Source organism: Pseudomonas shiyinii (genome assembly GCF_056725765.1).
In genome coordinates this window covers 3,675,045-3,699,659 of record NZ_CM161522.1, presented here as the reverse complement: position 1 = coordinate 3,699,659, position 24,615 = coordinate 3,675,045, and the positions used below count along the sequence as shown (strand labels likewise).

Sequence of the window (24,615 nt, the reverse complement as noted above, 5' to 3'; positions counted from 1 at the left end):
ACAGCTTACGCCGCCTTGGCAGCCTGCTGGCTCAGCGAGCGGTTCAGAGCGCTGAACAGCGCCTTGAAGCTGGCGGTGGTGATGTTTTCATCGATGCCCACGCCGTGTACCGGGCGGCCACCGGCCACGCGCAGTTCGATGTAGGCCGCGGCCTTGGCGTTGGTACCGGCGCCGATGGCATGCTCGTTGTAGTCCATGATCTCGACCGCGATCGGCAGGCCGGCGACCAGTGCCTCCAGCGCACCGTTGCCCTTGCCGCGCCAGTGCAGGGTGGTTTCGCCTTCACCGGCGACCTCCACTTCCACGGCGCTGTGGCCGTTTTCTTCCTGCAGGCGATGGCTGACCAGCGCATACGGCGTGTTGGCCTGGAGGTATTCCTTGTGCAACAGGCTGTAGATCTGCTGGGCGGTCATTTCCAGGCCCAGACGGTCGGTCTCGCCCTGTACCACTTGGCTGAACTCGATCTGCATGCGGCGTGGCAGGCTGATGCCGTATTCCTGCTCGAGCAGGTAGGTGATGCCGCCCTTGCCCGACTGGCTGTTGACGCGGATCACCGCCTCGTAGCTGCGGCCGATGTCGGCCGGGTCGATCGGCAGGTACGGCACTTCCCACAGCTCGCCGTCCTTCTGCTTGGCGAAGCCCTTGCGGATGGCGTCCTGGTGCGAGCCGGAGAACGCGGTATGGACCAGGTCACCAACGTACGGGTGGCGCGGGTGTACCGGCAGTTGGTTGCATTCCTCGACCACCTTGCGCACGCCGTCGATGTCGGAGAAGTCCAGTTGTGGGTCGATGCCCTGGGTGTAGAGGTTCAGCGCCAAGGTCACCAGGTCGACGTTGCCGGTGCGCTCGCCGTTGCCGAACAGACAGCCTTCGGCGCGGTCGGCGCCGGCCATCAGGCCCAGCTCGGTGGCGGCGATGCCGGTGCCACGGTCGTTGTGGGTGTGCAGGCTGATGATCACGCTGTCGCGGCGGTTGACGTTGCGGCAGAACCACTCGATCTGGTCGGCGTAGACGTTCGGCGTCGACACTTCGACGGTGGCCGGCAGGTTGAGGATGATCTTGTGCTCAGGCGTCGGGTTCCATACCTCGATCACGGCGTCGCAGACTTCCTTGGCGAATTCCATCTCGGTGGCGCTGAAGGTTTCCGGCGAGTACTGGAAGGTCCACTGGGTGTCTGGCTGCTGGGCGGCGTACTTGACGAACAGCTTGGCCGCGTTGACCGCGATGTCCTTCACGCCTTGCTTGTCCTGGTTGAAGACGATGCGGCGGAACGACGGGCAGGTAGCGTTGTACAGGTGCACGATGGCCTTCTTGGCCCCGCGCAGGGACTCGAAGGTACGGGCAATGAGGTCTTCACGGGCCTGGGTGAGCACCTGGATGGTGGTGTCGTCCGGGATGTGGCCATCTTCGATCAAGGTGCGTACGAAGTCGAAGTCGGTCTGCGAGGCGGACGGGAATGCGGCCTCGATTTCCTTCACGCCCACCTGCACCAGGGTCTTCCAGAAACGCAGCTTCTTCTCCGAGTCCATTGGCTCGATCAGCGACTGGTTGCCATCACGCAGGTCGGAACTGCACCAGATCGGCGCCTGGGTGATGGTCTTCGACGGCCAGGTGCGGTCAGGCAGGTCGATGGTCGGGAACGCGCGGTATTTCTTCGAAGGGTCTTTGAGCATGGTCATGGAAGCAATCCTTTAGTGTGCGGCCGTGATCGGGCCTGCCGAACGTAACGAGATGAAAAGGCGAGGCGACGCGATTCACCCTGGTAGTCGTGCACTGACCAGGCAGAGGCTGCGGTGTTGGCGGAGCAGAATGAGGGTGTTGGAGGTTTTCATGCCTCAACCCTAACCAGTGGGGTGAGGGATGGCAAGCCTTCATGAAAAATTGATAGAAATGCTCAAAAAACTCATCGTTTCGAGATTTTATCGCTCGCTTTTCTGGAAAGTCCGGCGTTGCTTGCGCGGTCTTTGCAAAGGCGCGCTAACGGCGTTCGTTGGGCCGCCTGAATCGCGGGGCAAGTCGGACCGCCGCTCCCATAGAACACGCATGACCATTTGATTTGCGGCACCCTGTGGGAGATTCTATGGTTGTGGGCAAGCATTTTTAGCTGTTCTGGTGACGTATTCGCCCTGGCTCTTCAGTAGGGCGAATGCGACTCTGGCGAGCTTTCTGGCCAAGATCACCAGGGCCTCAGTAGTGGCCTTACCCTTGCCCCTATGGTGTGCATAAACGTCTTTCCAGACCGCTGATCGACTAGCTGACATGGCCGCATTGTGCAAAAGGCGTCGTATCTCAGAACAACCCCGTTTGGTGAGCCGCCGACGGCCAGTTTTTTGCCCGGAGTCAGAGATTTGCAAGTCCATGCCCAAGAAAGCGATGAATGAATCACCATTCTTGAAATCCCCCCCGGATAAACGCTGTCACCAACCCCACAGCGGTCAAAAATCCGATGCCTTCTATCTTTTGGCAACGGGCGACCTGCTCGCTTAATCCTGCTTCGCGTACCAACTCCTTGAGCTTTTTCTGAAGCAGTACATCGAGTTTCTCCATGCTCTTGGCAAAGGATTTGAACACGGTCTCAAGGCTTCTCTCATTGGACCAGCTTTGCGTCAAGGCGGTGCGTGCCGAGACCAGCGAGGCGCGGCGACGCAGAAGGCTCTGGAGCTTGCCGTAGACGGCTGGAGGTGGGCTCCAAGGACGTAGTCCACTGCCTTCGCGGGAAAGATAGCGAGAGAGTAGATAAGCGTCAGAGGCGTCCGTCTTCACCCGACCACCGACGCTCTTTCGATAGTTACTGAGCTGGAAGCCATCGACCACGTAGACTTCAAAGCCTTTTTCATAAGCCATCTCCACCAGGTCGAGATGGTAGGTATTCGTTGCTTCGACGCAGATAGCGGTATTGGCGGGTTGTTGTCCCAGCCATTTCTTGATTTCGGGTTTGGTATTTTTCAGCGAGGACTGTTCATCACGGTCTTCGAAATGGACAACCAATTCGACTTTGGCCACATCCACACCAATGATGAATTGGCTTACCTGCATTGCCATTGGCCACACTCCCACGTATGGTTTTTCTGCTTGGAGGGGTTTTCACCAAGAGGCGCTGGCTTGCTTCTATCGTCGCTTGCAAACGATGCATTCTTTATCGGCGCTTTGGTGAAGGGGTGGGGCGATGTCTCCCACGGTCTGTACTGCGGCTAACAGTCAGAATCGGCTTTTTCGTCCCACCACCCCTTCAAGTATCACCATACAAGCGGGCTTGTCCCGCGATTAGGCCGGGCCCGATATCACCGTCGCCTGGCAAGGGCTTCGCTCTTGATCGCGGGACAAGCCCGCTCACACAGGGATTTCGCTAGTCTTGAGAGCGGCGCAATCTCGGTGGGAGCTGGCGACAGCCTGCGATGGGCTGCAAAGCAGCCCCAAGCCCTCAAACGCTGGAGCCCCTCCAGACTCAAGGGGCCGCTTTGCGGCCCATCGCAGGCTGTCGCCAGCTCCCACGAAGCAAGCGGAGCCTGGGCTGTATTCAGGGCTGGAAGGCGCCGATGAAGATCGCCGGGTCGACCCGTGCGTCGTTGAGGCTGACGTTCCAGTGCATGTGCGGCCCGGTTGCCCGCCCGGTGGCGCCCACGCGGCCGACCACCTCGCCGCGGCGCAGTACCCGCCCCGGCTTCACGTCGATCTTCGACATATGGCAGAACATGCTGATGAACCCCTGGCCGTGGTCGACGAACACGGTGCGGCCATTGAAGAAGTAGTCGCCCACCAGGATCACCTTGCCGTTGGCTGGGGTCTTGATCGGCGTGCCGGCCGGCACGGCGAAGTCCAGGCCGGCGTGGGGGTTGCGTTCCTCGCCGTTGAAGAAGCGGCGCACGCCGAACTTGCTCGACAAAGGGCCGGTGACCGGCTTGTCGAGGATCAGGTTGCTCGGCAGGGTGGGGCTGAAGCTGCGATAGGCCTTGATCTGTTCGGCCAGTTCCCGGTCGATGCGCTTGAGGTCGGCAGGGTTGGGGTTGACTTGGCGCTTGTTCTTCAAGGTGATGTGCTGCTCGGGGTACTTCTTGCTGCCAACGGTGAAGGGCAGGGTGCGCGAGCCTTGGGTGACAACGGCCGTGCCGGGTTTCTGGGTCAGCGGAATGCCGACAATGGCCAGCCAGTTGCCCTGTTCCTGAACCACCAACACCGGCTTGCCGTCGAAACGTGCGCTGGGCGCGGTGGCGGCGGGGCCAAGGTCGACCACTGCCACGCCGCCGGGTACCGGCTTGTTCAGCTGGCGGGTGATGTAGCTGGCTTGGGCATGGGGGCCGAGCAGCAGCAGGGAAAGAGCGAGCAGGGGCGCGAGCAGGCGGGGCATGTATCAGTCCAGTAGCGAAAGGGTGACCGGGGTCTGGTGGTTGTCCTCGACCCTCACCTTGAGCTCGCCTTCGTTCAGGCGTGCGGTCAGGCGTTGGCCGTTGTGGGTCTGGGCGGCGCTGCGGATGGCCTGGCCGCGCTCGTCGAGCAGGATGCTGTAACCGCGCGCGAGGGTGGCCAGGGGGCTGACCACCTGCAAGGTCTGCAGCTGGGCCTGGAAGCGTTGGCGGCGGTCCTTGAGCACCTCGCGCATGGCCCGCGGCAGGCGTTCGGCGAGGGCGTCCAGGCGCTGGCCGAGCAGCTTCAGCGCCCGGCCTGGATGTTGGGCAGCCAGGCGCGTGTCGAGGCGGCCCAGGCGTTCGTGGCGCTGGTTCAGGGTGAGCATGAAGGCGCGACGCAGGCGCATGTCCAGGTCGTCCAGGCGCTGGGCCTGCTGGCGCAGGCGCTCGCCGGGGTGGCGCAGGCGCCGGGCCAGGCCGTCCAGGCGCAGGTGGTCGTGGGCCAGGCGGTTCTTCATGCGCAGCAGCAGGCGCCGCTGCAGGCTGTCGAGGCGTTGCTGCAGGCCGCTGCTGTCAGGCGCCAGCAGCTCGGCGGCGGCCGAGGGCGTCGGCGCGCGCACATCGGCGACGAAGTCGCTGATCGATACGTCGGTCTCATGGCCCACGGCACTGACGATGGGCGTCACGCAGGCAGCCACGGCGCGGGCCACATCTTCTTCGTTGAAGCACCAGAGGTCTTCCAGCGAACCACCGCCGCGGGCCAGGATCAAGGCGTCGTAGCCTTGGCTGTCGGCCAGGCGCAGGGCACGGACGATCTGGCCGATGGCCTCGCGCCCCTGAACGGCGGTGGGAATCAGGTTCAGTTCGACCTGTGGCGCGCGGCGGCGGAACACGCTGATGATGTCGCGGATCACCGCGCCTGTGGGCGAGGTGACGATGCCGATGCGTTGCGGGTGGGCCGGCAGCGGCTTCTTGCGTTCGGCACTGAACAGGCCCTCGGCGCCGAGCTTTTCTTTCAGCGCCTCGAAGGCCAGGCGCAAGGCGCCATCGCCGGCCGGCTCGACGGTGTCGAGGATCAGCTGGTAGTCGCCACGCCCCTCGAACAGCGAGACCTTGCCACGCACGCGCACGGCCAGGCCGTCGCGCAGGGCCTGGCGCACACGCGCGGCATTCTGCCGGAACAGTGCGCAGCGCACCTGGGCGCCGCTGTCCTTGAGGGTGAAATACATGTGCCCGGAGGCCGGGCGGGCGAGGTTGGAAATCTCGCCTTCCACCCAGACACTGCGGAACACATCCTCGAGCAGCACGCGCGCGCGGCCGTTGAGCTGGCTGACGGTGAGGACCTCGCGGTCCAGGCCGAGTCGTTCGAAGGGGTCTCTGATCATGGCGGGCATCATAAAGGACATCGGCCCCGGTTGTCTGTCCCGGCCCTATCGCCGGCAAGCCGGCTCCCACAGGTATCGCGCTGGCTTGGGCCTCATGCTGTCCCTGTGGGAGATTCTATGGTTGTGGGCAAGCATTTTTAGCTGTTCTGGTGACGTATTCGCCCTGGCTCTTCAGTAGGGCGAATGCGACTCTGGCGAGCTTTCTGGCCAAGATCACCAGGGCCTCAGTAGTGGCCTTACCCTTGCCCCTATGGTGTGCATAAACGTCTTTCCAGACCGCTGATCGACTAGCTGACATGGCCGCATTGTGCAAAAGGCGTCGTATCTCAGAACAACCCCGTTTGGTGAGCCGCCGACGGCCAGTTTTTTGCCCGGAGTCAGAGATTTGCAAGTCCATGCCCAAGAAAGCGATGAATGAATCACCATTCTTGAAATCCCCCCGGATAAACGCTGTCACCAACCCCACAGCGGTCAAAAATCCGATGCCTTCTATCTTTTGGCAACGGGCGACCTGCTCGCTTAATCCTGCTTCGCGTACCAACTCCTTGAGCTTTTTCTGAAGCAGTACATCGAGTTTCTCCATGCTCTTGGCAAAGGATTTGAACACGGTCTCAAGGCTTCTCTCATTGGACCAGCTTTGCGTCAAGGCGGTGCGTGCCGAGACCAGCGAGGCGCGGCGACGCAGAAGGCTCTGGAGCTTGCCGTAGACGGCTGGAGGTGGGCTCCAAGGACGTAGTCCACTGCCTTCGCGGGAAAGATAGCGAGAGAGTAGATAAGCGTCAGAGGCGTCCGTCTTCACCCGACCACCGACGCTCTTTCGATAGTTACTGAGCTGGAAGCCATCGACCACGTAGACTTCAAAGCCTTTTTCATAAGCCATCTCCACCAGGTCGAGATGGTAGGTATTCGTTGCTTCGACGCAGATAGCGGTATTGGCGGGTTGTTGTCCCAGCCATTTCTTGATTTCGGGTTTGGTATTTTTCAGCGAGGACTGTTCATCACGGTCTTCGAAATGGACAACCAATTCGACTTTGGCCACATCCACACCAATGATGAATTGGCTTACCTGCATTGCCATTGGCCACACTCCCACGTATGGTTTTTCTGCTTGGAGGGGTTTTCACCAAGAGGCGCTGGCTTGCTTCTATCGTCGCTTGCAAACGATGCATTCTTTATCGGCGCTTTGGTGAAGGGGTGGGGCGATGTCTCCCACGGTCTGTACTGCGGCTAACAGTCAGAATCGGCTTTTTCGTCCCACCACCCCTTCAAGTATCACCATACAAGCCGGCTTGCCGGCGATGGGGCCCTTCAGGCCTGCATCGCCGTGACGAACTGGCGCACCATCGAGCCTGCGTCACGCCTGCAAGCCATCGCCACAGAACTCTCACACCCTCCTTCCAGCGCCACGAAGCTGACTGAGGCCGGGGCAATCTCGCGCATGCACGCCGGCAGCAACGCCACCCCAAACCCCGCCTGAATCAGCTGCAACTGGGTGGTCTTGCGCGACAGCACCTGCGCCGCGCGCGGGAAAAAGCCTGCCTCCATGCACATCGAGGCCGACAGGTAGCTCAGCCCGCCACGGTCCCGGTGCGGAATGGAAATGAAGCGCTCTTCCCGCAGTTGTTCCAGTTTCACCTGTGGCGCGCTGGCCAAGGGATGCGCGGCGGCGACCGCCAGCAGCAGGGGTTCGCTGAACAGTTCATGCAGCACCACCCCTTCATGCTGGCGCAGCACCGGCAAGCGCAGCAGGCCGATGTCCAACCGCCCGGCAGCGATATCCTCCAGTTGAGCCTCCGACGACTGCTGGGCAATTTCCAGCGAAACCCCTGGGTTGTCGCGCAAGTAGCCGCCCAGGCGAGCCAGCAACGGGCCGGTCAACGGCACTGTACTGGAGTGGTTCAGGCGCAGGCTGCCCTGCAACCCTTCGCCAATATCGCGGGTAACCCTCTCGGCCTGCGCCAGGTCGGCCAGCAAGCGCCGCGCCCGTTCCAGGAAGGCCTGGCCAGCCAGTGTCAGGCGTGGCTGGCGGGCGGTGCGTTCGAACAGCGGCGTGCCAAGCTGCTGCTCCAGCTCCTTGATCTGCCGGCTCAAGGCCGATTGGGCAACGTACAGCCGCTCGGCAGCCGCGCTGAAGCTGCCGTGCTCGGCAATTTCCACGAAGTAGCGCAGTTGGCGGATGGAGGTCATGGCATGCCTTTTCGAGATGGCTAAGGGTGAAAAAGCATATTAGTCGGCATGGCTCATGGCTGGCTAACCTGTCTGCGTCTTGTCAGGAATCGTGTTCATGCTCGTCCAACTGCCCTTTTCCGGTCTTGATTGGTTGCCCATCCTGCTGGGTGTCGGCATCGCCTACATTGTGTTTGGCATCGCCGGCTTCGGCACCGCCTTGGTGGCGGGGCCGATATTGATTCATTTCATGCCGTTGTCGCAGATCATCCCGCTGCTGGTGCTGCTGGACTTCGTGGCCGCGTTCGGCAACTGGTTACCCTCGCGCAGGGCGGTGGCGCGCAGCGAGCTGTTGAGGTTGTTGCCGTGCATGGCGGTGGGCTGCACCCTGGGCGTGGTCTTCCTGCTGCACTTGAAGTCGGACCTTCTCTTGTTGCTGATGGGGCTGTTCGTGACGGGGTATGCGCTGTATGGCCTGGCGATAAAGGTGCGGCCCGCGCGGCTGGCAGGCGCCTGGGCAGTGCCGATGGGCACGGTGGGCGGGCTGTTCGGCGCCTTGTTCGGCAGCGGGGGCTTTCTTTATGCGATCTACCTCAATGCCCGGCTGGATTCCACGGAGCAGGCGCGGGCGACCCAGAGTGCGCTGATCAGTTGCAGCACGGTGGTGCGCCTGTCGCTGTTTGTCATCGCCGGGGCCTATGCCGATGGCCAGCTGTTGTGGCTCGCCGCGTGCCTGCTGCCGGTGATGGCTGTCGGGCTCTGGCTGGGCCGGCACTTGACCTCGAAGCTGTCCCGTGAGGCCTTCGTGCGCGTGGTCACCTGGCTGGTGCTGGCCAGCGGGCTGGCGCTGATCGGTCGCTACCTCGGTGGCTGAGCGGTAGAATCTCATCATTACCGCAGTCCGCAGGCCCGTTTCGTTCATGAACACCCAGAGCATCATCGTTCCCAAACTCTCCACTGTCCCGGTCCACGAAGCCCGCGCCCGGGCGATCCTGCGCTGGCTGGTGCGCGAGAAGATCGTCGAGGAGCCGCTCAGCACCTGTGGCCGCACCGGCAACCGCATGGGGCATGCCCTGGCCGAAGGTGCACGCAAGGTGGCGCTGCACCCCGAGCGGCTACCCTTCGGCGAGCAGGTCAACGGCCTGGAGGTGATGCTCAAGCGCTGCATCTATACACCCACCGAGGGCTTTCTCGAAGAGGCCGGTTGCCCCGAATGCCGGCGTGAAATCGGCGAGCCGCTGTTCGAAAGCCTGGAAGAGTGGATGCCCGGGGTGACGGACAACTTCACCTGCCCGCTGTGCGGCTTCGAGGACGACATCAACGGCTTTCTTTTCCTGCAGCCATGTGCCTTTTCCAACCTGGGCTTCATCTTCAACAACTGGGGCGAGGCCGGGTTCACCCAGGCCTTTCTCGATAGCTTCGCCGACTGGCTGGACCAGCCAGTGGCGGTGGTGCAGGTGAAACTGCCGCAAGGCTGACCGAAGGCCCTTATTTTGCATTGAGCGGCGCGCCGTGGATGAGTATAATGGCGCGCTTCCATTTTTCCCGCCCGGGAGCCCCCGCGATGCTGCGTATCAGCCAAGAAGCCCTGACCTTCGACGATATCCTCCTTGTACCTGGCTATTCCGAGGTACTGCCCAATGAAGTCAGTCTCAAGACCCGTTTGACCCGCGGCATCGAGCTGAACATCCCGCTGGTCTCCGCCGCCATGGATACCGTGACCGAAGCGCGCCTGGCCATCGCCATGGCCCAGGAAGGCGGCATCGGCATCATCCACAAGAACATGACCATCGAGCAGCAGGCTGCCGAAGTGCGCAAGGTCAAGAAGTTCGAGGCCGGCGTGGTCAAAGACCCGATCACCATCGACGCCGACGCCACCGTGCGCGACCTGTTCGATCTGACCCGCCTGAACAACATCTCGGGTGTTCCGGTGCTGGAGAACGGCGACCTGGTCGGTATCGTCACCTCCCGTGACGTGCGCTTCGAAAGCCGCCTGGACGCCAAGGTGCGCGAGGTGATGACGCCCAAGGAGCGCCTGGTCACCGTGCGCGAAGGCGCCGACAAGAACGAAGTCCGCGAGCTGCTGCACAAGCACCGCCTGGAAAAAGTCCTGATCGTCGACGACAAGTTCAACCTCAAGGGCATGATGACCGTCAAGGACATCGAAAAAGCCAAGGCCTACCCGCTGGCCAGCAAGGACGACCAGGGTCGCCTGCGCGTCGGCGCCGCGGTCGGCACCGGCAAGGACACCGGCGAGCGTGTTGCCGCCCTGGTTGCCGCCGGCGTCGACGTGGTGGTGGTCGACACCGCCCACGGCCACTCCAAGGGCGTGATCGACCGCGTTCGCTGGGTCAAGCAGACCTACCCGCACGTGCAGGTGATCGGCGGCAACATCGCCACCGGCGCTGCTGCCAAGGCCCTGGCCGAGGCCGGTGCCGACGCGGTCAAGGTCGGTATCGGCCCAGGCTCGATCTGCACCACCCGCATCGTCGCCGGTGTCGGCGTGCCGCAGATCAGCGCCATCGCCAACGTCGCCGCCGCATTGGAAGGCACGGGTGTGCCGCTGATCGCCGACGGTGGCATCCGCTTCTCCGGTGACCTGTCCAAGGCCATCGTGGCGGGCGCCTCGTGCGTCATGATGGGTTCGATGTTCGCCGGTACCGAAGAGGCCCCGGGCGAGGTCGAGCTGTTCCAGGGCCGTTCCTACAAGGCCTATCGCGGCATGGGCTCGCTGGGTGCCATGGCGCAGGCCCAAGGCTCCTCGGACCGTTACTTCCAGGACTCTTCGGCCGGTGCCGAGAAGCTGGTTCCGGAAGGCATCGAAGGCCGCGTGCCCTACAAGGGCGCCCTGGCGGCGATCATCCACCAGCTGATGGGCGGCCTGCGGTCTTCCATGGGCTACACCGGCAGCGCAACCATCGACGAGATGCGCACCAAGCCGGAATTCGTGCGCATCACCGGTGCTGGCATGGCCGAGTCCCACGTGCATGACGTGCAGATCACCAAGGAAGCGCCAAACTACCGCGTAGGCTGAGGCTTCCAGCAACACCTGTTAGCGGGGCTGTCACGACAGCCCCGCGTCGTTTCCGATTTCCACTGACGAGATTGAGTCATGGCCCTCGACATTCACGCTCACCGCATCCTGATCCTCGATTTCGGTTCCCAGTACACCCAGCTGATCGCCCGCCGCGTGCGCGAGATCGGCGTCTACTGCGAACTGCACCCGTTCGACATGGACGATGAAGCGATCCGTGCCTTCAACCCGCGCGGCATCATCCTCGCCGGCGGCCCGGAATCCGTTCACGAAGCCAACAGCCCGCGCGCGCCGCAGGCCGTCTTCGACCTGAACGTACCGCTGCTGGGTATCTGCTACGGCATGCAGACCATGGCCGAGCAGTTGGGCGGCAAGGTCGAAGGTTCCGACCTGCGCGAGTTCGGCTATGCCCGCGTCGACGTGGTCGGCAAGAGCCGCCTGCTCGACGGCATTGAAGACCATGTCGACGATGACGGCGTACTGGGCCTGGACGTGTGGATGAGCCACGGCGACAAGGTCACCCAGATGCCGGGCAGCTTCAATATCCTGGCCAGCACCCCGAGCTGCCCGATCGCCGGCATGTTCGACGATACCCGTGGCTACTACGGCGTGCAGTTCCACCCGGAAGTGACCCACACCAAGCAAGGCGGTCGCATCCTGTCCCGCTTCGTGCAGGACATCTGCGGCTGCGAGGCCCTGTGGACCCCATCCAACATCGTCGAAGACGCCATTGCCCAGGTGCGCGAGCAGGTCGGTTCGGCCAACGTCCTGCTGGGCCTGTCCGGCGGTGTCGACTCCTCGGTGGTTGCCGCGCTGCTGCACCGTGCCATTGGCGATCAGCTGACCTGCGTCTTCGTCGACAACGGCCTGCTGCGCCTGCACGAGGGTGACCAGGTGATGGCCATGTTCAAGGAGAACATGGGCGTCAAGGTGATCCGCGCCGACGCTGAAAAGCAGTTCCTCGACAACCTGGCCGGCGAGACCGACCCAGAGAAGAAGCGCAAGATCATCGGCCGCACCTTCATCGACGTGTTCGACGCCGAGGCCAGCAAGCTGGAGAACATCCAGTTCCTCGCCCAGGGCACCATCTACCCGGACGTGATCGAGTCGGCCGGCGCCAAGAGCGGCAAGGCCCACGTGATCAAGTCGCACCACAACGTCGGCGGCCTGCCGGAGGAAATGAACCTCAAGCTGGTCGAGCCGCTGCGCGAATTGTTCAAGGACGAAGTCCGCAAGATCGGCCTGGAGCTGGGCCTGCCGTACGACATGGTCTACCGCCACCCGTTCCCGGGCCCGGGCCTGGGCGTGCGTATCCTCGGTGAAGTGAAGAAGGAATACGCCGACATCCTGCGTCGCGCCGACCACATCTTCATCGAAGAACTGCGCAAGGCCGACTGGTACCACAAGACCAGCCAGGCGTTCGTGGTGTTCCAGCCGGTGAAATCCGTCGGCGTCGTCGGCGATGGCCGTCGCTACGCCTGGGTCGTGGCCCTGCGCGCCGTCGAGACCGTGGACTTCATGACCGCTCGCTGGGCACACCTGCCGTACGAGCTGCTGGAGACCGTCAGCGGCCGCATCATCAACGAAATCGACGGTATCTCGCGCGTCACCTACGACGTGTCGAGCAAGCCGCCGGCCACCATCGAGTGGGAATGAGTTGAGCCACGAGGGCGCCGCAAGGCGCCCTTGTCGTATTTGGCGTCGCGACACAAGGCCGCGCCCATGAAAGGCACTCTTCACTTAATCTTTCTCAATTGCAGGTGTATCGTATTCGCCCTTCATTGCCGGCCACTGCTGGCAGACTGATTGCGCAGAAACGAGGTACCCGCACCGATGTCCTTTACCCGTCGACAAATGCTCAAGGGCCTGACCGGCCTGGTGGTGGTTGGCCTGGGCGCGGGAGGCGCCGCGCGGTACTGGCTGGGCAAGGTCGAGGACGAGAATGCCGGGCACGACTATGAACTGATCGCCGCGCCCCTGGACGTCGAGCTGGTACCGGGCTTCAAGACCGAGGCCTGGGCCTTTGGCCCCTCGGCTCCGGGCACCGAGCTTCGTGTGCGCCAGGGCACCTGGTTGCGGGTGCGGTTCATCAACCACCTGCCGGTGGAAACCACCATCCATTGGCACGGTATCCGCCTGCCGCTGGAAATGGACGGCGTGCCCTATGTGTCGCAGTTGCCGGTGAAGCCTGGCGAGTTCTTCGACTACAAGTTCCGCGTGCCGGATGCCGGCAGCTATTGGTACCACCCCCATGTCAGCAGCTCCGAGGAACTGGGTCGCGGCCTGGTCGGGCCGTTGATCGTCGAGGAGCGCGAGCCTACCGGGTTCAGGCATGAGCGCACCTTGAGCCTGAAGAACTGGCACGTGGATGAGCAGGGTGCCTGGCTGCCGTTCAGCATTCCCCGGGAGGCGGCGCGCAACGGTACCGCCGGGCGCCTGATCACCATCAATGGCCAGGCAGGGTCGGTCACCGAGTTGCCGGCCGGGCAGGTGGTGCGGGTGCGGTTGCTGAACTTGGACAACACCTGGACTTACCGCATCAACCTCAAGGGCAACTGCGAAGCCAGGATCTACGCACTCGATGGCAACCCGGTCACCCCGCGGCCACTGGACGACGACTACTGGCTTGGCCCGGGCATGCGGATCTGCCTGGCCATTCGCATCCCTGAAGCGGGCGAGGAAATTTCCCTGCGTGACGGCTTCGTGCGCCTGGGCACCCTGCGTTCGGTAGCCAGCAACGAGGCACCGGGCGACTGGCCGGAGGCGTTGCCTGCCAACCCCATCGCCGAGCCGGACCTGGAGAACGCCGAGAAACTCAACTTCAATTTCGAGTGGGCCGGCAAGGTTTCGGTGGGCACCGAGGACGGGCGGCCGCCGAGCCTCTGGCAGATCAACGGCCAGGCCTGGGACATCACCGACAAGACCTGTGCCGAGCGGCCTATCGCCACCTTGACCAAGGGCAAGAGCTACATCCTGGAACTGAAGAACATGACCCAGTACCAGCACCCCATCCACCTGCATGGCATGAGCTTCAAGGTGATCGCCTCCAATCGACGCAAGATCGTCGAACCGTGGTTCACCGACACCTACTTGTTGGGCAAGAACGAACGGGCCCAGGTTGCGCTGGTGGCGGATAACCCCGGCACCTGGATGTTCCACTGCCACGTGATCGACCACATGGAAACCGGCCTGATGGCCGCGATCGCGGTGGTCTGATGCGCCCGCAGATCATCGATCGCAGCCGCGACCAGGAATTCATGCGCCTGGCCCTGGACCTGGCCGCCCAGGGCGCCGCCATGGGTGAAGTGCCGGTGGGTGCGGTGTTGGTGCAGCATGGCCAGGTGATCGGCCAGGGTTTCAACCGTCCGATCATCGACAGCGACCCCAGCGCCCATGCCGAGATGGTGGCCATCCGCGCGGCGGCCAAGGCTGCCTGCAACTACCGGCTGCCAGGCAGCACCCTCTACGTGACTCTGGAGCCGTGCAGCATGTGCGCGGGGCTGATCGTGCATTCGCGCATCGCCCGGGTGGTGTATGGGGCGCTGGAGCCCAAGGCTGGGATCGTGCAGAGCCAGGGGCAGTTCTTCAGCCAAGGCTTTCTGAACCATCGGGTGATGGTCGAGGGAGGGGTGTTGGCCGAGGAGTGCGGGCAGATACTCAGCGAGTTCTTCAAGGCCAGGCGGGCCAAGGGCTAGCGCGCCCCTGTAGATACCGTCTTGACCCTCACCCCGCAAGGGCGATTTGAGGGTCAAACGGTTTACCGGACTTCACCACGCCATACACCAGGTGCAAAAGCTTGCGCATAGCAGCGCAAACTATCTGCTTATAGGCTTTACGCCGGCTGTTCAAACGCTCTGCCAGTGCCTTCACGACCGGGTTGTGTCTGATCGAGACCGTGCCTGACATCCACAAGCCGGCGCGCAGCCTCGGCGCTCCTGTGCGAGAAATGGTCGATTGGCCAATCTTCTCCCCCGATTGATGGATCATCGGGTTCAGACCTGCAAACGCAACAATGGCTGACGGGCTTTCGTATTTCAGCGGATCACCCAGTTCTGCGAGGATCAGTGCGGCTGTGGTATCACCCAGACCATCAATCGATGTAATCAGTTTTCGCCGTTGGCGCAGATCCGGATCGTCATCGATCGTCTGCTCAATCGCCTTGCGGGTTTTCTCTATTTCTTCGGTGATATGCCCAATTACAGCTCTGATTGACTCCTGCACAGCTGTCTGCGCCACATCCAGACGGTTCTGCTCCATCTGCTGCATTTCTTTCAGGTCGTCCAGACGCCGTACTAAGGCCCGCAAACGCCGCTGAGCTGGCGGCTCAGGCTCCCACTGACGGAGCTCATCCTGTTTTTGCTGGCCATAAGCAGCAATAACTTTGGCATCAGCCTTATCGGTTTTGACGCGTCGAAGGTCGGCCTCGGCAAACTTGGCAATTACGGCGGGATTCAGAATGCACACCCGGTAACCCTTGGCATGAAGGCAATCGGCAAGCGCCTCGTGATAAGTGCCAGTAGCCTCCATGACAACCCAGGCACGCGGTTCGGCATGTTTCTCAAGCCAGGTTGCGAACTGCTCAAAACCACTCGGATCATTGGACAGCTTGGCCTTGGTGCGAACCTTCCCATTGGGAAGTGGAGTCGCAATATCGAAGGATCGCTTGGCTACATCGACGCCAACAACAACAGACATGATCTTCTCCTTCAGACAACGAAAGTTCGATCACCCAGCACTCGGTTCAACCTTGTGAATGCGTGCTCACGCCGGGGGCGGGCACTAGATACCGTTCGAACTGTTCGAGTGGGGTTGGAGGGTCTGAGCGTTATCTACAATACGGGCTCGATGCCCTTGGAGCGGCTCCGCTTCATGACCCTCCCTCGATGATCAGTCGAGAACTTTCGCCTCTTGGAAGGCGAAAGTCGAGATACAAGGAGCGGCCTTGTGCCGCGAAAGGGCTGCGCAGCAGCCCCAGTCCGGTGCAGGCGCATGAATCGCTGGGGCCGCTGCGCAGCCCTTTCGCGGCACAAGGCCGCTCCTACAGAGGGGCCTACATCGGCGGCGACTGTTCGGCCGGCTTGTCCTTGTTGACCCCGGGCACGTGCAGGTTGCCTTCGGCCACCTGGCCTTCGAGCTGCGGCTGGGTCACCCAGGTGAGGATGTCGTAGTAGCGGCGGATGTTGGCCACGAAGTGCACCGGCTCGCCGCCGCGGGCATAGCCGTAGCGGGTCTTGCGGTACCACTGCTTCTGCGACAGGCGCGGCAGCATCTTCTTCACGTCCAGCCATTTGTTCGGGTTCAGCCCCTCGCGCTTGGCTAGCATGCGCGCGTCCTCCAGGTGGCCGCTGCCGACGTTGTAGGCGGCCAGGGCGAACCAGGTACGGTCAGGCTCCTTGATGCTGTCGTCGAGCTGGCTCTTGACCAGCACGAAGTACTTGGCGCCACCCTGGATGCTCTGCTTGGGGTCCAGGCGGTTGGACACGCCCATGGCCTGGGCGGTGCGCTGGGTGAGCATCATCAGGCCGCGCACGCCGGTCTTGGACGTGACTTCCGGCTGCCACATGGACTCTTGATAGCCGATCGCTGCCAGCAGGCGCCAGTCCACCTGCTCGACCTTGCTGGAGGCGCGGAAGTGCTTTTCATATTTGGGCAGGCGTTGCTGCAGGTGCTGGGCGAAGGTATAGGCGCCAACGTAGCCGAGCACGTCGACATGGCCGTAGTAGCGCTCCTTCAGGCGTTGCAGGGTGCCGTTCTTCTGCGCCTTGTCGAGGAACTCGTTGACTTCGTTGAGCAGGCTGTTGTCCTCGCCGGGCGCCAGCGCCCAGCGCTGGTCACGGGAGTCGCCCAGGTCGAATGCCACGCGCACGTTGGGGAAGTAGACCTGGTTCATGGCCAGCTCATTGGAGTCCACCAGGGTCAGGTCGATTTGCCCTTCATCGACCATGCGCAGGAGGTCGACGACCTCGACCGCATCGGACTCTTCGTATTCCAACGTAGGATTTTGCTTTTTCAGTTCAGCCAGCTGATCGGCATGGCTGCTGCCCTTGAGCACCATGATTTTCTTGCCGATGAGCCCCTTGACGTTGGTGGGCCGGGAGCGGCCGTTGCGGTAGATGACCTGCGGGGTCACCTCGAGGTACGGATGGGAGAACTTTGCCTGGGCAGTGCGTTTTTCGCTGCTGACAAGGCCTGCGGCGGCCAGCACCGGGCCTGAGGGCTTGCCCAGCTGGTCGAACAGTTCATCGAGGCTGTCGGCCGTCTCGATTTCCAGCTTCACGCCGAGATCTTCGGCGAAACGCTTGACAAGTTCGTACTCGAAGCCGGTTTCGCCGTTGCGGTCCTGGAAGTAGGTGGCCGGGCTGTTGCGGGTAATTACGCGCAGCACGCCATCTTCCTTGACGCGTTCTAGGGTGCTGGGTTTTTCAACACAGGCACCGAGCATCAGGAAGAGTCCGGTTGCGAAGAGCCATCTGGCGCAGCGCTGGCGCAAAGCAGTGTGGGCGAACATAGGTTGCAGTATACGCAAAGGACTGGCCCCGCCATATCTCGACAATATACGGGTTGTCTGGTAGCGAGCCTTGTGGTGTGCCCCACGTCCGCCCCAGCCCTATCGCCGGCAAGCCGGCTCCCATAAAGGATGTGCCGTACCCTGTGGGGGCCGGCTTGCCGGCGAAAGGCCGGTAACGGTCACAAGGCATGGAAGCGATAATTTTTTGACCGCAAAGTCCGGTTCCGCCGCCCGGCAGCCGTGGCTTAGAGCGGGTGCCGAAACCGTACGAATTAGGCTAGAATGCACGGCCTCTAAGCACACCCCTTCCTGAGGCTGTCCCGACGATGTTGATCCTGCGCGGCGCTCCTGCCCTTTCTGCCTTCCGCCACGGTAAGTTACTCGAGCAACTGAGCCAGAAAGTACCCGCTGTTACTGGTTTGTATGCCGAATTCGCCCACTTCGCCGATGTCGATGGCGAGCTGACCGCCGACCAGCAGCAGGTGCTGGGCCGTCTGCTCAAGTACGGCCCGAGCGTCCCGGTCCAGGAGCCGAGCGGCCGCCTGTTCCTAGTCGTGCCGCGCCTGGGCACCATTTCGCCCTGGGCCAGCAAGGCCAGCGATATCGCCCATAACTGTGGCCTGCAGAGCATCCAGCGCCTGGAGCGCGGTATTGCCTACTACGTCGCCGGCGAGCTGTCCGATGCCGACGCGGCCGCCGTCGCCGCCGAGCTGCACGATCGCATGACCCAGCGCGTCCTGGGCCGCCTCGAAGATGCCGCCGACCTGTTCAGCCATGCCCAGCCCAAGCCGATGACCTCCGTGGACATCCTCGGCGGTGGCCGTGCCGCCCTGGCCCAGGCCAACATCGACCTGGGCCTGGCCCTGGCCGAAGACGAGATCGACTACCTGGTCAATGCCTTCCAGAGCCTCAAGCGCAACCCGAACGACATCGAGCTGATGATGTTCGCCCAGGCCAACTCCGAGCATTGCCGCCACAAGATCTTCAACGCCAGTTGGGACATCGACGGCCAGGCCCAGGAAAAAAGCCTGTTCGGGATGATCAAGAACACCTACCAGATGCACAGCGAAGGCGTGCTGTCGGCCTACAAGGACAACGCCTCGGTCATCGTCGGCAACGTCGCCGGCCGCTTCTTCCCGAACCCTGAAACCCGCCAGTACGGCGCGGTGCAGGAGCCGGTGCACATCCTGATGAAGGTCGAGACCCACAACCACCCGACCGCCATCGCCCCGTTCTCCGGCGCCTCCACCGGCTCCGGCGGCGAGATCCGCGACGAAGGCGCCACTGGCCGTGGCGCCAAGCCCAAGGCCGGCCTCACCGGCTTCACTGTCTCCAACCTGCGCATCCCGGGCTTCGAGCAGCCCTGGGAGCAGGCCTACGGCAAGCCAGGCCGCATCGTCGACGCCCTCGACATCATGGTCGAAGGCCCCCTGGGCGGCGCTGCGTTCAACAACGAATTCGGCCGCCCGGCCCTGACCGGCTACTTCCGTACCTTCGAACAGGCGGTCAATACCCCGCGCGGCGAAGAAGTGCGTGGCTACCACAAGCCGATCATGCTCGCCGGCGGCATGGGCAACATCCGTGAAGACCATGTACAGAAGGGCGAGATCACCGTCGGCGCCAAGCTGATCGTGCTCGGCGGCCCGGCCATGCTGATCGGTCTGGGCGGCGGCGCCGCCTCGTCGGTGGCCACCGGCGCCAGCTCGGCCGACCTGGACTTCGCCTCGGTACAGCGCGAAAACCCGGAAATGGAGCGCCGTTGCCAGGAGGTCATCGACCGTTGCTGGCAGCTGGGCGACAAGAACCCGATCGCCTTCATCCATGACGTCGGTGCCGGCGGCATCTCCAACGCCTTCCCCGAGCTGGTCAACGACGGTGGCCGCGGCGGCCGCTTCGAGCTGCGCAACGTGCCCAACGACGAGCCGGGCATGGCCCCGCACGAAATCTGGAGCAACGAGTCCCAGGAGCGTTACGTGCTGGCGGTCAGCGCCGAGGACTTCGAGCGCTTCAAGGCCATCTGCGAGCGCGAGCGTTGCCCGTTCGCCGTGGTCGGCGAAGCCACCGAGGAAAAACACCTCACCGTCACCGACAGCCACTTCGACAACACCCCGGTCGACATGCCGCTGGACGTGCTGCTGGGCAAGCCGCCGCGCATGCACCGTTCGGTTACCCGCGAGGCCGAGCTGGGCGATGACTTCGACCCGAGCGAGCTGGACCTGGACCAGGCCGTCGAGCGCGTCCTGCACCACCCGGCCGTGGCCAGCAAGAGCTTCCTGATCACCATCGGCGACCGCACCATCACCGGCTTGGTCGCCCGCGACCAGATGGTCGGCCCGTGGCAGGTCCCAGTGGCCGACTGCGCCGTCACCGCCACCAGCTTCGACGTCTACACCGGCGAAGCCATGGCCATGGGCGAGCGCACCCCCCTGGCCCTGCTCGACGCCCCGGCCTCCGGCCGCATGGCCATCGGTGAGGTGCTCACCAACCTGGCCGGTGCCCGCATCGAGAAGCTTTCCGATATCAAGCTGTCGGCCAACTGGATGTCCGCTGCCGGGCACCCGGGGGAAGACGCCCGCCTGTACGACACCGTCAAGGCCGTCGGCATGGAGCTGTGCCCGGAACTGGGCCTGACCATTCCGGTGGGCAAGGACTCCATGTCGATGAAGACCCAGTGGAGCGAGGATGGCGTGCAGAAGAGCGTCACCGCGCCGATGTCGCTGATCGTCAGCGGCTTCGCCCCGGTGGTCGACATTCGCGGCACCCTGACCCCGCAACTGCGCATGGACAAGGGCGAGACCGACCTGATCCTGATCGACCTGGGCCGCGGCAAGAACCGCATGGGCGCCTCGATCCTGGCCCAGACCTACGGCAAGATCGGTGCCCAGGCACCGGACGTCGACGACGCCGAGGACCTCAAGGCCTTCTTCGCCGTGATCCAAGGCCTGAACGCCGACGGCCACCTGCTGGCCTACCACGACCGCTCCGACGGCGGTCTGCTGACCACCGTGCTGGAAATGGCCTTCGCTGGCCACTGCGGTCTCGATCTGCAACTCGATCCGCTGACCGACAGCAAGCGCGACGTGGCGGCCATCCTCTTCAACGAAGAGCTAGGTGCGGTCATCCAGGTTCGCCAGGATGCCACCCCGGACGTACTGGCGCAGTTCAGCGCCGCCGGCCTGGGCGAAGGGTGTGTCGCGGTGATCGGCAAGCCGGTCAACAATGGCGAAGTCTCCATCAGCCTGAACGGCGAAGTGCTGTTCGACGACGACCGTCGTCTGCTGCAGCGCCAGTGGGCCGAGACCAGCTACCAGATCCAGCGCCTGCGCGACAATGCCGACTGCGCCGACCAGGAATTCGACGTCCTGCTGGAGGAAGACAACCCTGGCCTGTCGGTCAAGCTGGGCTTCGACATCAACGAGGACATCGCCGCGCCGTACGTCAAGAAGGGTGTGCGTCCGCAAGTGGCGATCCTGCGCGAGCAGGGCGTCAACGGCCAGGTCGAGATGGCGGCAGCCTTCGACCGCGCCGGCTTCGCGGCCATCGACGTGCACATGAGCGATATCCTCGCTGGCCGTGTCGACCTCGAAGCCTTCAAGGGCTTGGTGGCCTGTGGCGGCTTCTCCTACGGTGACGTGCTGGGTGCCGGCGAGGGCTGGGCCAAGTCGGCGCTGTTCAACAGCCGTGCCCGTGACACCTTCCAGGCGTTCTTCGCGCGCAACGACAGCTTCGCCCTGGGCGTGTGCAACGGTTGCCAGATGATGTCCAACCTGCACGAGCTGATCCCGGGCACCGAATACTGGCCGCACTTCGTGCGCAACCGCTCGGAGCAGTTCGAGGCGCGCGTGGCCATGGTCGAGGTGCAGAAGTCCAACTCGATCTTCCTGCAGGGCATGGCCGGTTCGCACATGCCGATCGCCATCGCCCATGGTGAAGGCCATGCCGAGTTCGCCAGCGAAGAGGCCCTGCTGGAAGCCGACCTGTCCGGTTGCGTGGCCCTGCGTTTCGTCGACAACCATGGCAAGGTCACCGAGGCCTACCCGGCCAACCCGAACGGCTCGCCGCGTGGTATCACCGGCCTGACCAGCCGCGACGGCCGCGTGACTATCATGATGCCGCACCCCGAGCGTGTGTTCCGTGCCGTGCAGAACTCCTGGCGCCCGGATGAGTGGCAGGAAGACGGTGCCTGGATGCGCATGTTCCGCAATGCGCGTGTCTGGGTGAACTAAGGGTGTACAAGCTCGCCTTCTTCGTGCCGCCGAGCCACGTGGATGTGGTCAAGGCGGCCGTGTTCGCCGCTGGGGGCGGGCGCATCGGCGACTACGACCACTGCGCCTGGCAAACCCTCGGCCAGGGCCAGTTCCGCCCGTTGGACGGCAGCCAGCCGTTCCTCGGGCAGGCAGGCCAGGTCGAGCAGGTGCAAGAGTGGAAGGTGGAGCTGGTGGTGGCCGACGACCTGGTCGCACAGGTCGTCGCCGCGCTCAAGGCGAGCCACCCGTACGAGACGCCGGCCTACGAGGTCTGGCGCCTCGCCGAGTTCTAGACCACACCGGACCCTGTGGGAGCGGGCTTGTCCCGCGATCAAGGGCGAAGCCCTTGCCAGGCGACGGTGATATCGGGCCCGGCCTAATCGCGGGACAAGCCCGCTCCCACAGGCCGCCGCAACCCCGCACAGGCCAGCAACCCCACCTCGAACAGCAGCCACATCGGCACCGCCAGCAGGGTCTGCGAAAACACGTCCGGCGGCGTCAGGATCATCCCCACCACAAAACACCCGACGATCACGTAGGGCCGGCTGCGTCGTAGCGTGGCCACATCGGCAAGCCCTGCCCAGACCACGATGAAGGTCGCCACGGGGATCTCGAACGCCAGGCCGAACGCCAGGAACAGCGCCATGATGAAATCCAGGTACTGGCTGATGTCGGTCATCATCGCCACCCCTTCCGGAGTGACGCTGGCAAAGAACCCGAACATTATCGGAAACACCAGGAAGAACGCGAACGCCATGCCGGCATAGAACAGCAGGATGCTCGACACCAGCAAGGGCAGGGCAATGCGCCGCTCCCGGCGGTACAGGCCCGGCGCGATGAAGCCCCAGGCCTGGTGCAGCAGCACTGGCATGGCGACGAACAGCGCGCACATCGCCGTCAGCTTGAACGGTGTCAGGAAGGGCGAAGTGACGCTGGTGGCGATCATGCTGGCGCCTTGCGGCAGGAAGCGCCGCAAGGGTTCGGAGATCAAGGTGTAGAGCGTCTGGGCGAAGGGAAACAGCCCAGCGAACATCACCGCGACCACCAGCAGGCTGCGTACCAGGCGTTTGCGCACATCGCGCAGGTGTTCGGTCAAGGGCATGCGCGCCTCCTGTTCCATGGCAGTGCTCATGCGCTGTGCTCCTTGGCTGGGGTGGTGGTTGCAGGCGGGGCCTCGAGGCTCACGCCCTGGCGGATCTGCTGTTCCAGGCGCTGCAAGGGCTGGCTGTCCAGTGGCGGCAGGTCGATTTCCCGTTCCACCTGCGCCCGTAGTGCCTGCATGGCCCGCCGTGCCTGGCCGAGCCCACGGCCGACGGTACGCGCCGCCACGGGCAGACGCTCGGGGCCCAGTACCAGCAGGGCGACGATGCCCACCAGCAACAGTTCGGTGAAGCCTACCTCGAACATCAGGCCTGGCGGTCCGCTTGCGGCTGCTGGGCGGCCTGGCCGGTCAGCGGAGCCTGTTGCTGTACCTGGGCGTTGGTCGGCTCTGTTTCCGCGCCGCTGCCCATGGATTTGCGAAAGCCCTGGATCGCGTCGCCCACATCGCTGCCCAGGCCCTTCAGACGCTTGGTGCCGAACAGCAGGAAGACGATCAACAGCACGATCACCAATTGCCAGATTCCGATGCCACCCATTGCGACCACTCCTGTAAGGTCATGAAAAGGAACGACGATCCTGCCTGCCTTAGATGACGTGCACATGAACGCTGGCGTTGCCATCTGCCTGAAACACGCGCCGTGTTGACTGGCGCTTTTGGCAGGCGCAGGGATGGGCAGGATGGGCGGTCGGCGACAGCGTGGGGCAGCATTGCTGATGGTGTTGGTGGCGCTGGCGATGCTCGCCGGTGGCCTGGCCTGGCTGGTGGAGGATGGCCGCCATCAGGTGGACGACGTGCGGCTGTTGCAGCAGCGGGTGCAGGTGCGGGCGATGGAGCAGGCCGGCCTGGCCTATGCCAGCCAGGCCCTGCGCGACCCGGCATGGCGGGCCAGCCCGTTGTTCTGGCAGGCCTTGCGCGGTCAACCGCTGGACTATGACTTTGGCGCCGGTACCGCCCGATTGCGGGTGCGCGACCAGCACACCTGCTTCAACGTCAACGCCTTGCTCGGCGAGGATGGCGAACGTGCCGAGCGCCAGCTGCGCTACCTGCTCGGCGACGACATGGCGGCCGAGCGGCTGGTGCAGGCTCTGGCCGACTGGCTCGATGCCGACAGCGATGCTCGCCTGCAAGGGGCCGAAAGCGCCCAGTACCTGCGTCAGCGGCCACCACGGCTGGCGGCCAACCAGCCGATGCTGGACATGAGCGAGCTGAACCTGCTGCTCGAGCCTGACCCTGGCCGCCAGGCGCGCTACCCGATGCTCTGCGCCTTGCCCGAGACCCGTGGCTGGCGCTTGAATGCCAACGCCCTGGGGTTGGAGCACCTGCCATTGCTCGATGCCGTCTATGAAGGCCGTTTTCCCCGTTCGCTGCTCAGCCGTATTGTCAGCGGCAGGCCGGCGTCGGGTTATGTGGATGCGGCGGCACTGCGCCAGGCCTTGGGGGCGGTGGACGACGAGACCTTCGAACGGCTGAGCGAGGGGTTGCTGCTCAACAGTGGCTACTTCCTGTTGCAGCTGTCATTCGAACAAGAAGGGCGCACCCTGCGCAGTGAGTTCCAGGTGCAGGCACATGGGGTGGTGCAATGGCATGCGAGGGTGCCGGCGCAGCAGGTGCGGGTCAGCAGTAGGTCGCCAGTTCTCTGGTGAAAGGCGAGAACCCATCGCCGGCAAGCCGGCTCCCACAGGTACGGCGGTGTCTCTGAAAACAGCGCAGGACAAGTGGGTGCAACTGTCTTGGTTGTTTGCCCTGGCCCTATCGCTGGCAAGCCAGCTTCCACCGGTATGGCGATGTCTTTGAAACAGCGCAGGGCAGGTGGGAGCCGGCTTGCCGGCG

19 protein-coding genes and 1 pseudogene are annotated in these 24,615 nt (G+C 63.5%); 9 read left to right on the top strand and 11 right to left on the bottom strand.

Going from position 1 to position 24,615, the window contains the following annotated elements:
- Positions 1–5 precede the first annotated feature (5 nt).
- The 6 genes and pseudogenes from leuA to ACXHGZ_RS16630 form a co-directional block, all read right to left on the bottom strand.
- A complete protein-coding gene (gene leuA / locus ACXHGZ_RS16655; RefSeq protein WP_084856694.1) occupies positions 6–1,679 on the bottom strand; it encodes a 2-isopropylmalate synthase in 1,674 nt (557 codons plus the stop codon).
- A gap of 399 nt (positions 1,680–2,078) precedes the next feature.
- A pseudogene (locus ACXHGZ_RS16650) lies at positions 2,079–3,042 on the bottom strand (IS110 family transposase).
- Positions 3,043–3,517: 475 nt separating this feature from the next.
- On the bottom strand, positions 3,518–4,345 hold the full coding sequence (locus ACXHGZ_RS16645) for a peptidoglycan DD-metalloendopeptidase family protein (RefSeq protein WP_480460632.1): 828 nt from the start codon (positions 4,343–4,345) through the stop codon (positions 3,518–3,520).
- Between the two features lie 3 nt (positions 4,346–4,348).
- Positions 4,349–5,728: an exodeoxyribonuclease VII large subunit gene (xseA, locus tag ACXHGZ_RS16640; protein WP_480460631.1), complete on the bottom strand. Its 1,380-nt coding sequence runs from the start codon at positions 5,726–5,728 to the stop codon at positions 4,349–4,351.
- 115 nt (positions 5,729–5,843) lie between these two features.
- Positions 5,844–6,806 carry an IS110 family transposase gene (locus tag ACXHGZ_RS16635; RefSeq protein WP_480459995.1) on the bottom strand — a complete coding sequence of 321 codons (963 nt, stop codon included), beginning with the start codon at positions 6,804–6,806 and terminating at the stop codon, positions 5,844–5,846.
- 230 nt (positions 6,807–7,036) lie between these two features.
- Positions 7,037–7,915, bottom strand: coding sequence for a LysR family transcriptional regulator (locus ACXHGZ_RS16630; protein ID WP_480460630.1), 879 nt, complete (start codon positions 7,913–7,915; stop codon positions 7,037–7,039).
- Positions 7,916–8,012: 97 nt separating this feature from the next.
- Here ACXHGZ_RS16630 and ACXHGZ_RS16625 point away from each other — a divergent pair, with 97 nt between their 5' ends.
- The 6 genes from ACXHGZ_RS16625 (at position 8,013) to tadA (ending at position 14,623) form a co-directional block, all read left to right on the top strand.
- Positions 8,013–8,768: a sulfite exporter TauE/SafE family protein gene (locus ACXHGZ_RS16625; RefSeq protein WP_480460629.1), complete on the top strand. Its 756-nt coding sequence runs from the start codon at positions 8,013–8,015 to the stop codon at positions 8,766–8,768.
- A gap of 46 nt (positions 8,769–8,814) precedes the next feature.
- Positions 8,815–9,372, top strand: a complete 558-nt coding sequence (locus ACXHGZ_RS16620) for a sugar ABC transporter ATPase (RefSeq protein ID WP_084856702.1) — start codon at positions 8,815–8,817, stop codon at positions 9,370–9,372.
- A gap of 86 nt (positions 9,373–9,458) precedes the next feature.
- Positions 9,459–10,928 carry an IMP dehydrogenase gene (gene guaB, locus ACXHGZ_RS16615; RefSeq protein ID WP_084856704.1) on the top strand — a complete coding sequence of 490 codons (1,470 nt, stop codon included), beginning with the start codon at positions 9,459–9,461 and terminating at the stop codon, positions 10,926–10,928.
- A 78-nt stretch (positions 10,929–11,006) separates the two neighbouring features.
- Complete coding sequence (gene guaA, locus ACXHGZ_RS16610; RefSeq protein ID WP_480460628.1) at positions 11,007–12,584, top strand: glutamine-hydrolyzing GMP synthase; 1,578 nt, start codon at positions 11,007–11,009, stop codon at positions 12,582–12,584.
- A 177-nt stretch (positions 12,585–12,761) separates the two neighbouring features.
- Positions 12,762–14,144 carry a multicopper oxidase family protein gene (locus ACXHGZ_RS16605; RefSeq protein ID WP_480460627.1) on the top strand — a complete coding sequence of 461 codons (1,383 nt, stop codon included), beginning with the start codon at positions 12,762–12,764 and terminating at the stop codon, positions 14,142–14,144.
- Positions 14,144–14,623: a tRNA adenosine(34) deaminase TadA gene (tadA, locus tag ACXHGZ_RS16600; RefSeq protein ID WP_480460626.1), complete on the top strand. Its 480-nt coding sequence runs from the start codon at positions 14,144–14,146 to the stop codon at positions 14,621–14,623. The genes ACXHGZ_RS16605 and tadA overlap by 1 nt, the downstream gene beginning before the upstream one ends.
- Positions 14,624–14,651: 28 nt before the next feature.
- Here the strand turns inward: tadA and ACXHGZ_RS16595 are convergent, their stop codons facing one another.
- Both ACXHGZ_RS16595 and mltF read right to left on the bottom strand, forming a co-directional pair.
- On the bottom strand, positions 14,652–15,623 hold the full coding sequence (locus ACXHGZ_RS16595) for an IS110 family RNA-guided transposase (protein ID WP_480460242.1): 972 nt from the start codon (positions 15,621–15,623) through the stop codon (positions 14,652–14,654).
- Between the two features lie 355 nt (positions 15,624–15,978).
- Positions 15,979–17,436, bottom strand: coding sequence for a membrane-bound lytic murein transglycosylase MltF (mltF, locus tag ACXHGZ_RS16590; protein ID WP_480460625.1), 1,458 nt, complete (start codon positions 17,434–17,436; stop codon positions 15,979–15,981).
- 326 nt (positions 17,437–17,762) lie between these two features.
- Here mltF and purL point away from each other — a divergent pair, with 326 nt between their 5' ends.
- Both purL and cutA read left to right on the top strand, forming a co-directional pair.
- Positions 17,763–21,662 carry a phosphoribosylformylglycinamidine synthase gene (gene purL, locus ACXHGZ_RS16585; RefSeq protein ID WP_480460623.1) on the top strand — a complete coding sequence of 1,300 codons (3,900 nt, stop codon included), beginning with the start codon at positions 17,763–17,765 and terminating at the stop codon, positions 21,660–21,662.
- A gap of 2 nt (positions 21,663–21,664) precedes the next feature.
- The gene (gene cutA / locus ACXHGZ_RS16580; protein WP_084856714.1) at positions 21,665–21,976 is read left to right on the top strand and encodes a divalent cation tolerance protein CutA; all 312 of its coding nucleotides are present in this window, start codon (positions 21,665–21,667) and stop codon (positions 21,974–21,976) included.
- A gap of 83 nt (positions 21,977–22,059) precedes the next feature.
- Here the strand turns inward: cutA and tatC are convergent, their stop codons facing one another.
- Genes tatC through tatA form a run of 3 tightly spaced genes read right to left on the bottom strand, consistent with a single transcriptional unit; the run spans position 22,060 to position 23,320 of the window.
- Complete coding sequence (gene tatC, locus ACXHGZ_RS16575) at positions 22,060–22,815, bottom strand: twin-arginine translocase subunit TatC (RefSeq protein WP_480460622.1); 756 nt, start codon at positions 22,813–22,815, stop codon at positions 22,060–22,062.
- Positions 22,812–23,090: a Sec-independent protein translocase protein TatB gene (gene tatB / locus ACXHGZ_RS16570; protein WP_084856718.1), complete on the bottom strand. Its 279-nt coding sequence runs from the start codon at positions 23,088–23,090 to the stop codon at positions 22,812–22,814. The genes tatC and tatB overlap by 4 nt, the downstream gene beginning before the upstream one ends.
- A complete protein-coding gene (gene tatA, locus ACXHGZ_RS16565) occupies positions 23,090–23,320 on the bottom strand; it encodes a twin-arginine translocase TatA/TatE family subunit (RefSeq protein WP_084856720.1) in 231 nt (76 codons plus the stop codon). Before tatA ends, tatB begins: the two co-directional genes overlap by 1 nt.
- A 142-nt stretch (positions 23,321–23,462) precedes the next feature.
- Here tatA and gspK point away from each other — a divergent pair, with 142 nt between their 5' ends.
- Entirely contained in the window at positions 23,463–24,428 is a 966-nt protein-coding gene (gspK, locus tag ACXHGZ_RS16560) for a type II secretion system minor pseudopilin GspK (protein WP_480460621.1), read from the top strand.
- The last annotated feature ends 187 nt before the right edge of the window (positions 24,429–24,615 follow it).

Coding starts and splice junctions, on each gene's coding strand:
- guaB (WP_084856704.1), top strand. CDS start 9,459: ATGCTGCGTATCAGCCAAGAAGCCCTGACCTTCGACGATATCCTCCTT.
- ACXHGZ_RS16630 (WP_480460630.1), bottom strand. CDS start 7,915: ATGACCTCCATCCGCCAACTGCGCTACTTCGTGGAAATTGCCGAGCAC.
- tatC (WP_480460622.1), bottom strand. CDS start 22,815: ATGAGCACTGCCATGGAACAGGAGGCGCGCATGCCCTTGACCGAACAC.
- ACXHGZ_RS16625 (WP_480460629.1), top strand. CDS start 8,013: ATGCTCGTCCAACTGCCCTTTTCCGGTCTTGATTGGTTGCCCATCCTG.
- xseA (WP_480460631.1), bottom strand. CDS start 5,728: ATGATCAGAGACCCCTTCGAACGACTCGGCCTGGACCGCGAGGTCCTC.
- guaA (WP_480460628.1), top strand. CDS start 11,007: ATGGCCCTCGACATTCACGCTCACCGCATCCTGATCCTCGATTTCGGT.
- ACXHGZ_RS16595 (WP_480460242.1), bottom strand. CDS start 15,623: ATGTCTGTTGTTGTTGGCGTCGATGTAGCCAAGCGATCCTTCGATATT.
- mltF (WP_480460625.1), bottom strand. CDS start 17,436: ATGTTCGCCCACACTGCTTTGCGCCAGCGCTGCGCCAGATGGCTCTTC.
- purL (WP_480460623.1), top strand. CDS start 17,763: ATGTTGATCCTGCGCGGCGCTCCTGCCCTTTCTGCCTTCCGCCACGGT.
- ACXHGZ_RS16635 (WP_480459995.1), bottom strand. CDS start 6,806: ATGGCAATGCAGGTAAGCCAATTCATCATTGGTGTGGATGTGGCCAAA.
- leuA (WP_084856694.1), bottom strand. CDS start 1,679: ATGACCATGCTCAAAGACCCTTCGAAGAAATACCGCGCGTTCCCGACC.
- ACXHGZ_RS16605 (WP_480460627.1), top strand. CDS start 12,762: ATGTCCTTTACCCGTCGACAAATGCTCAAGGGCCTGACCGGCCTGGTG.
- ACXHGZ_RS16645 (WP_480460632.1), bottom strand. CDS start 4,345: ATGCCCCGCCTGCTCGCGCCCCTGCTCGCTCTTTCCCTGCTGCTGCTC.
- tatA (WP_084856720.1), bottom strand. CDS start 23,320: ATGGGTGGCATCGGAATCTGGCAATTGGTGATCGTGCTGTTGATCGTC.
- tatB (WP_084856718.1), bottom strand. CDS start 23,090: ATGTTCGAGGTAGGCTTCACCGAACTGTTGCTGGTGGGCATCGTCGCC.
- tadA (WP_480460626.1), top strand. CDS start 14,144: ATGCGCCCGCAGATCATCGATCGCAGCCGCGACCAGGAATTCATGCGC.
- ACXHGZ_RS16620 (WP_084856702.1), top strand. CDS start 8,815: ATGAACACCCAGAGCATCATCGTTCCCAAACTCTCCACTGTCCCGGTC.
- gspK (WP_480460621.1), top strand. CDS start 23,463: ATGGGCGGTCGGCGACAGCGTGGGGCAGCATTGCTGATGGTGTTGGTG.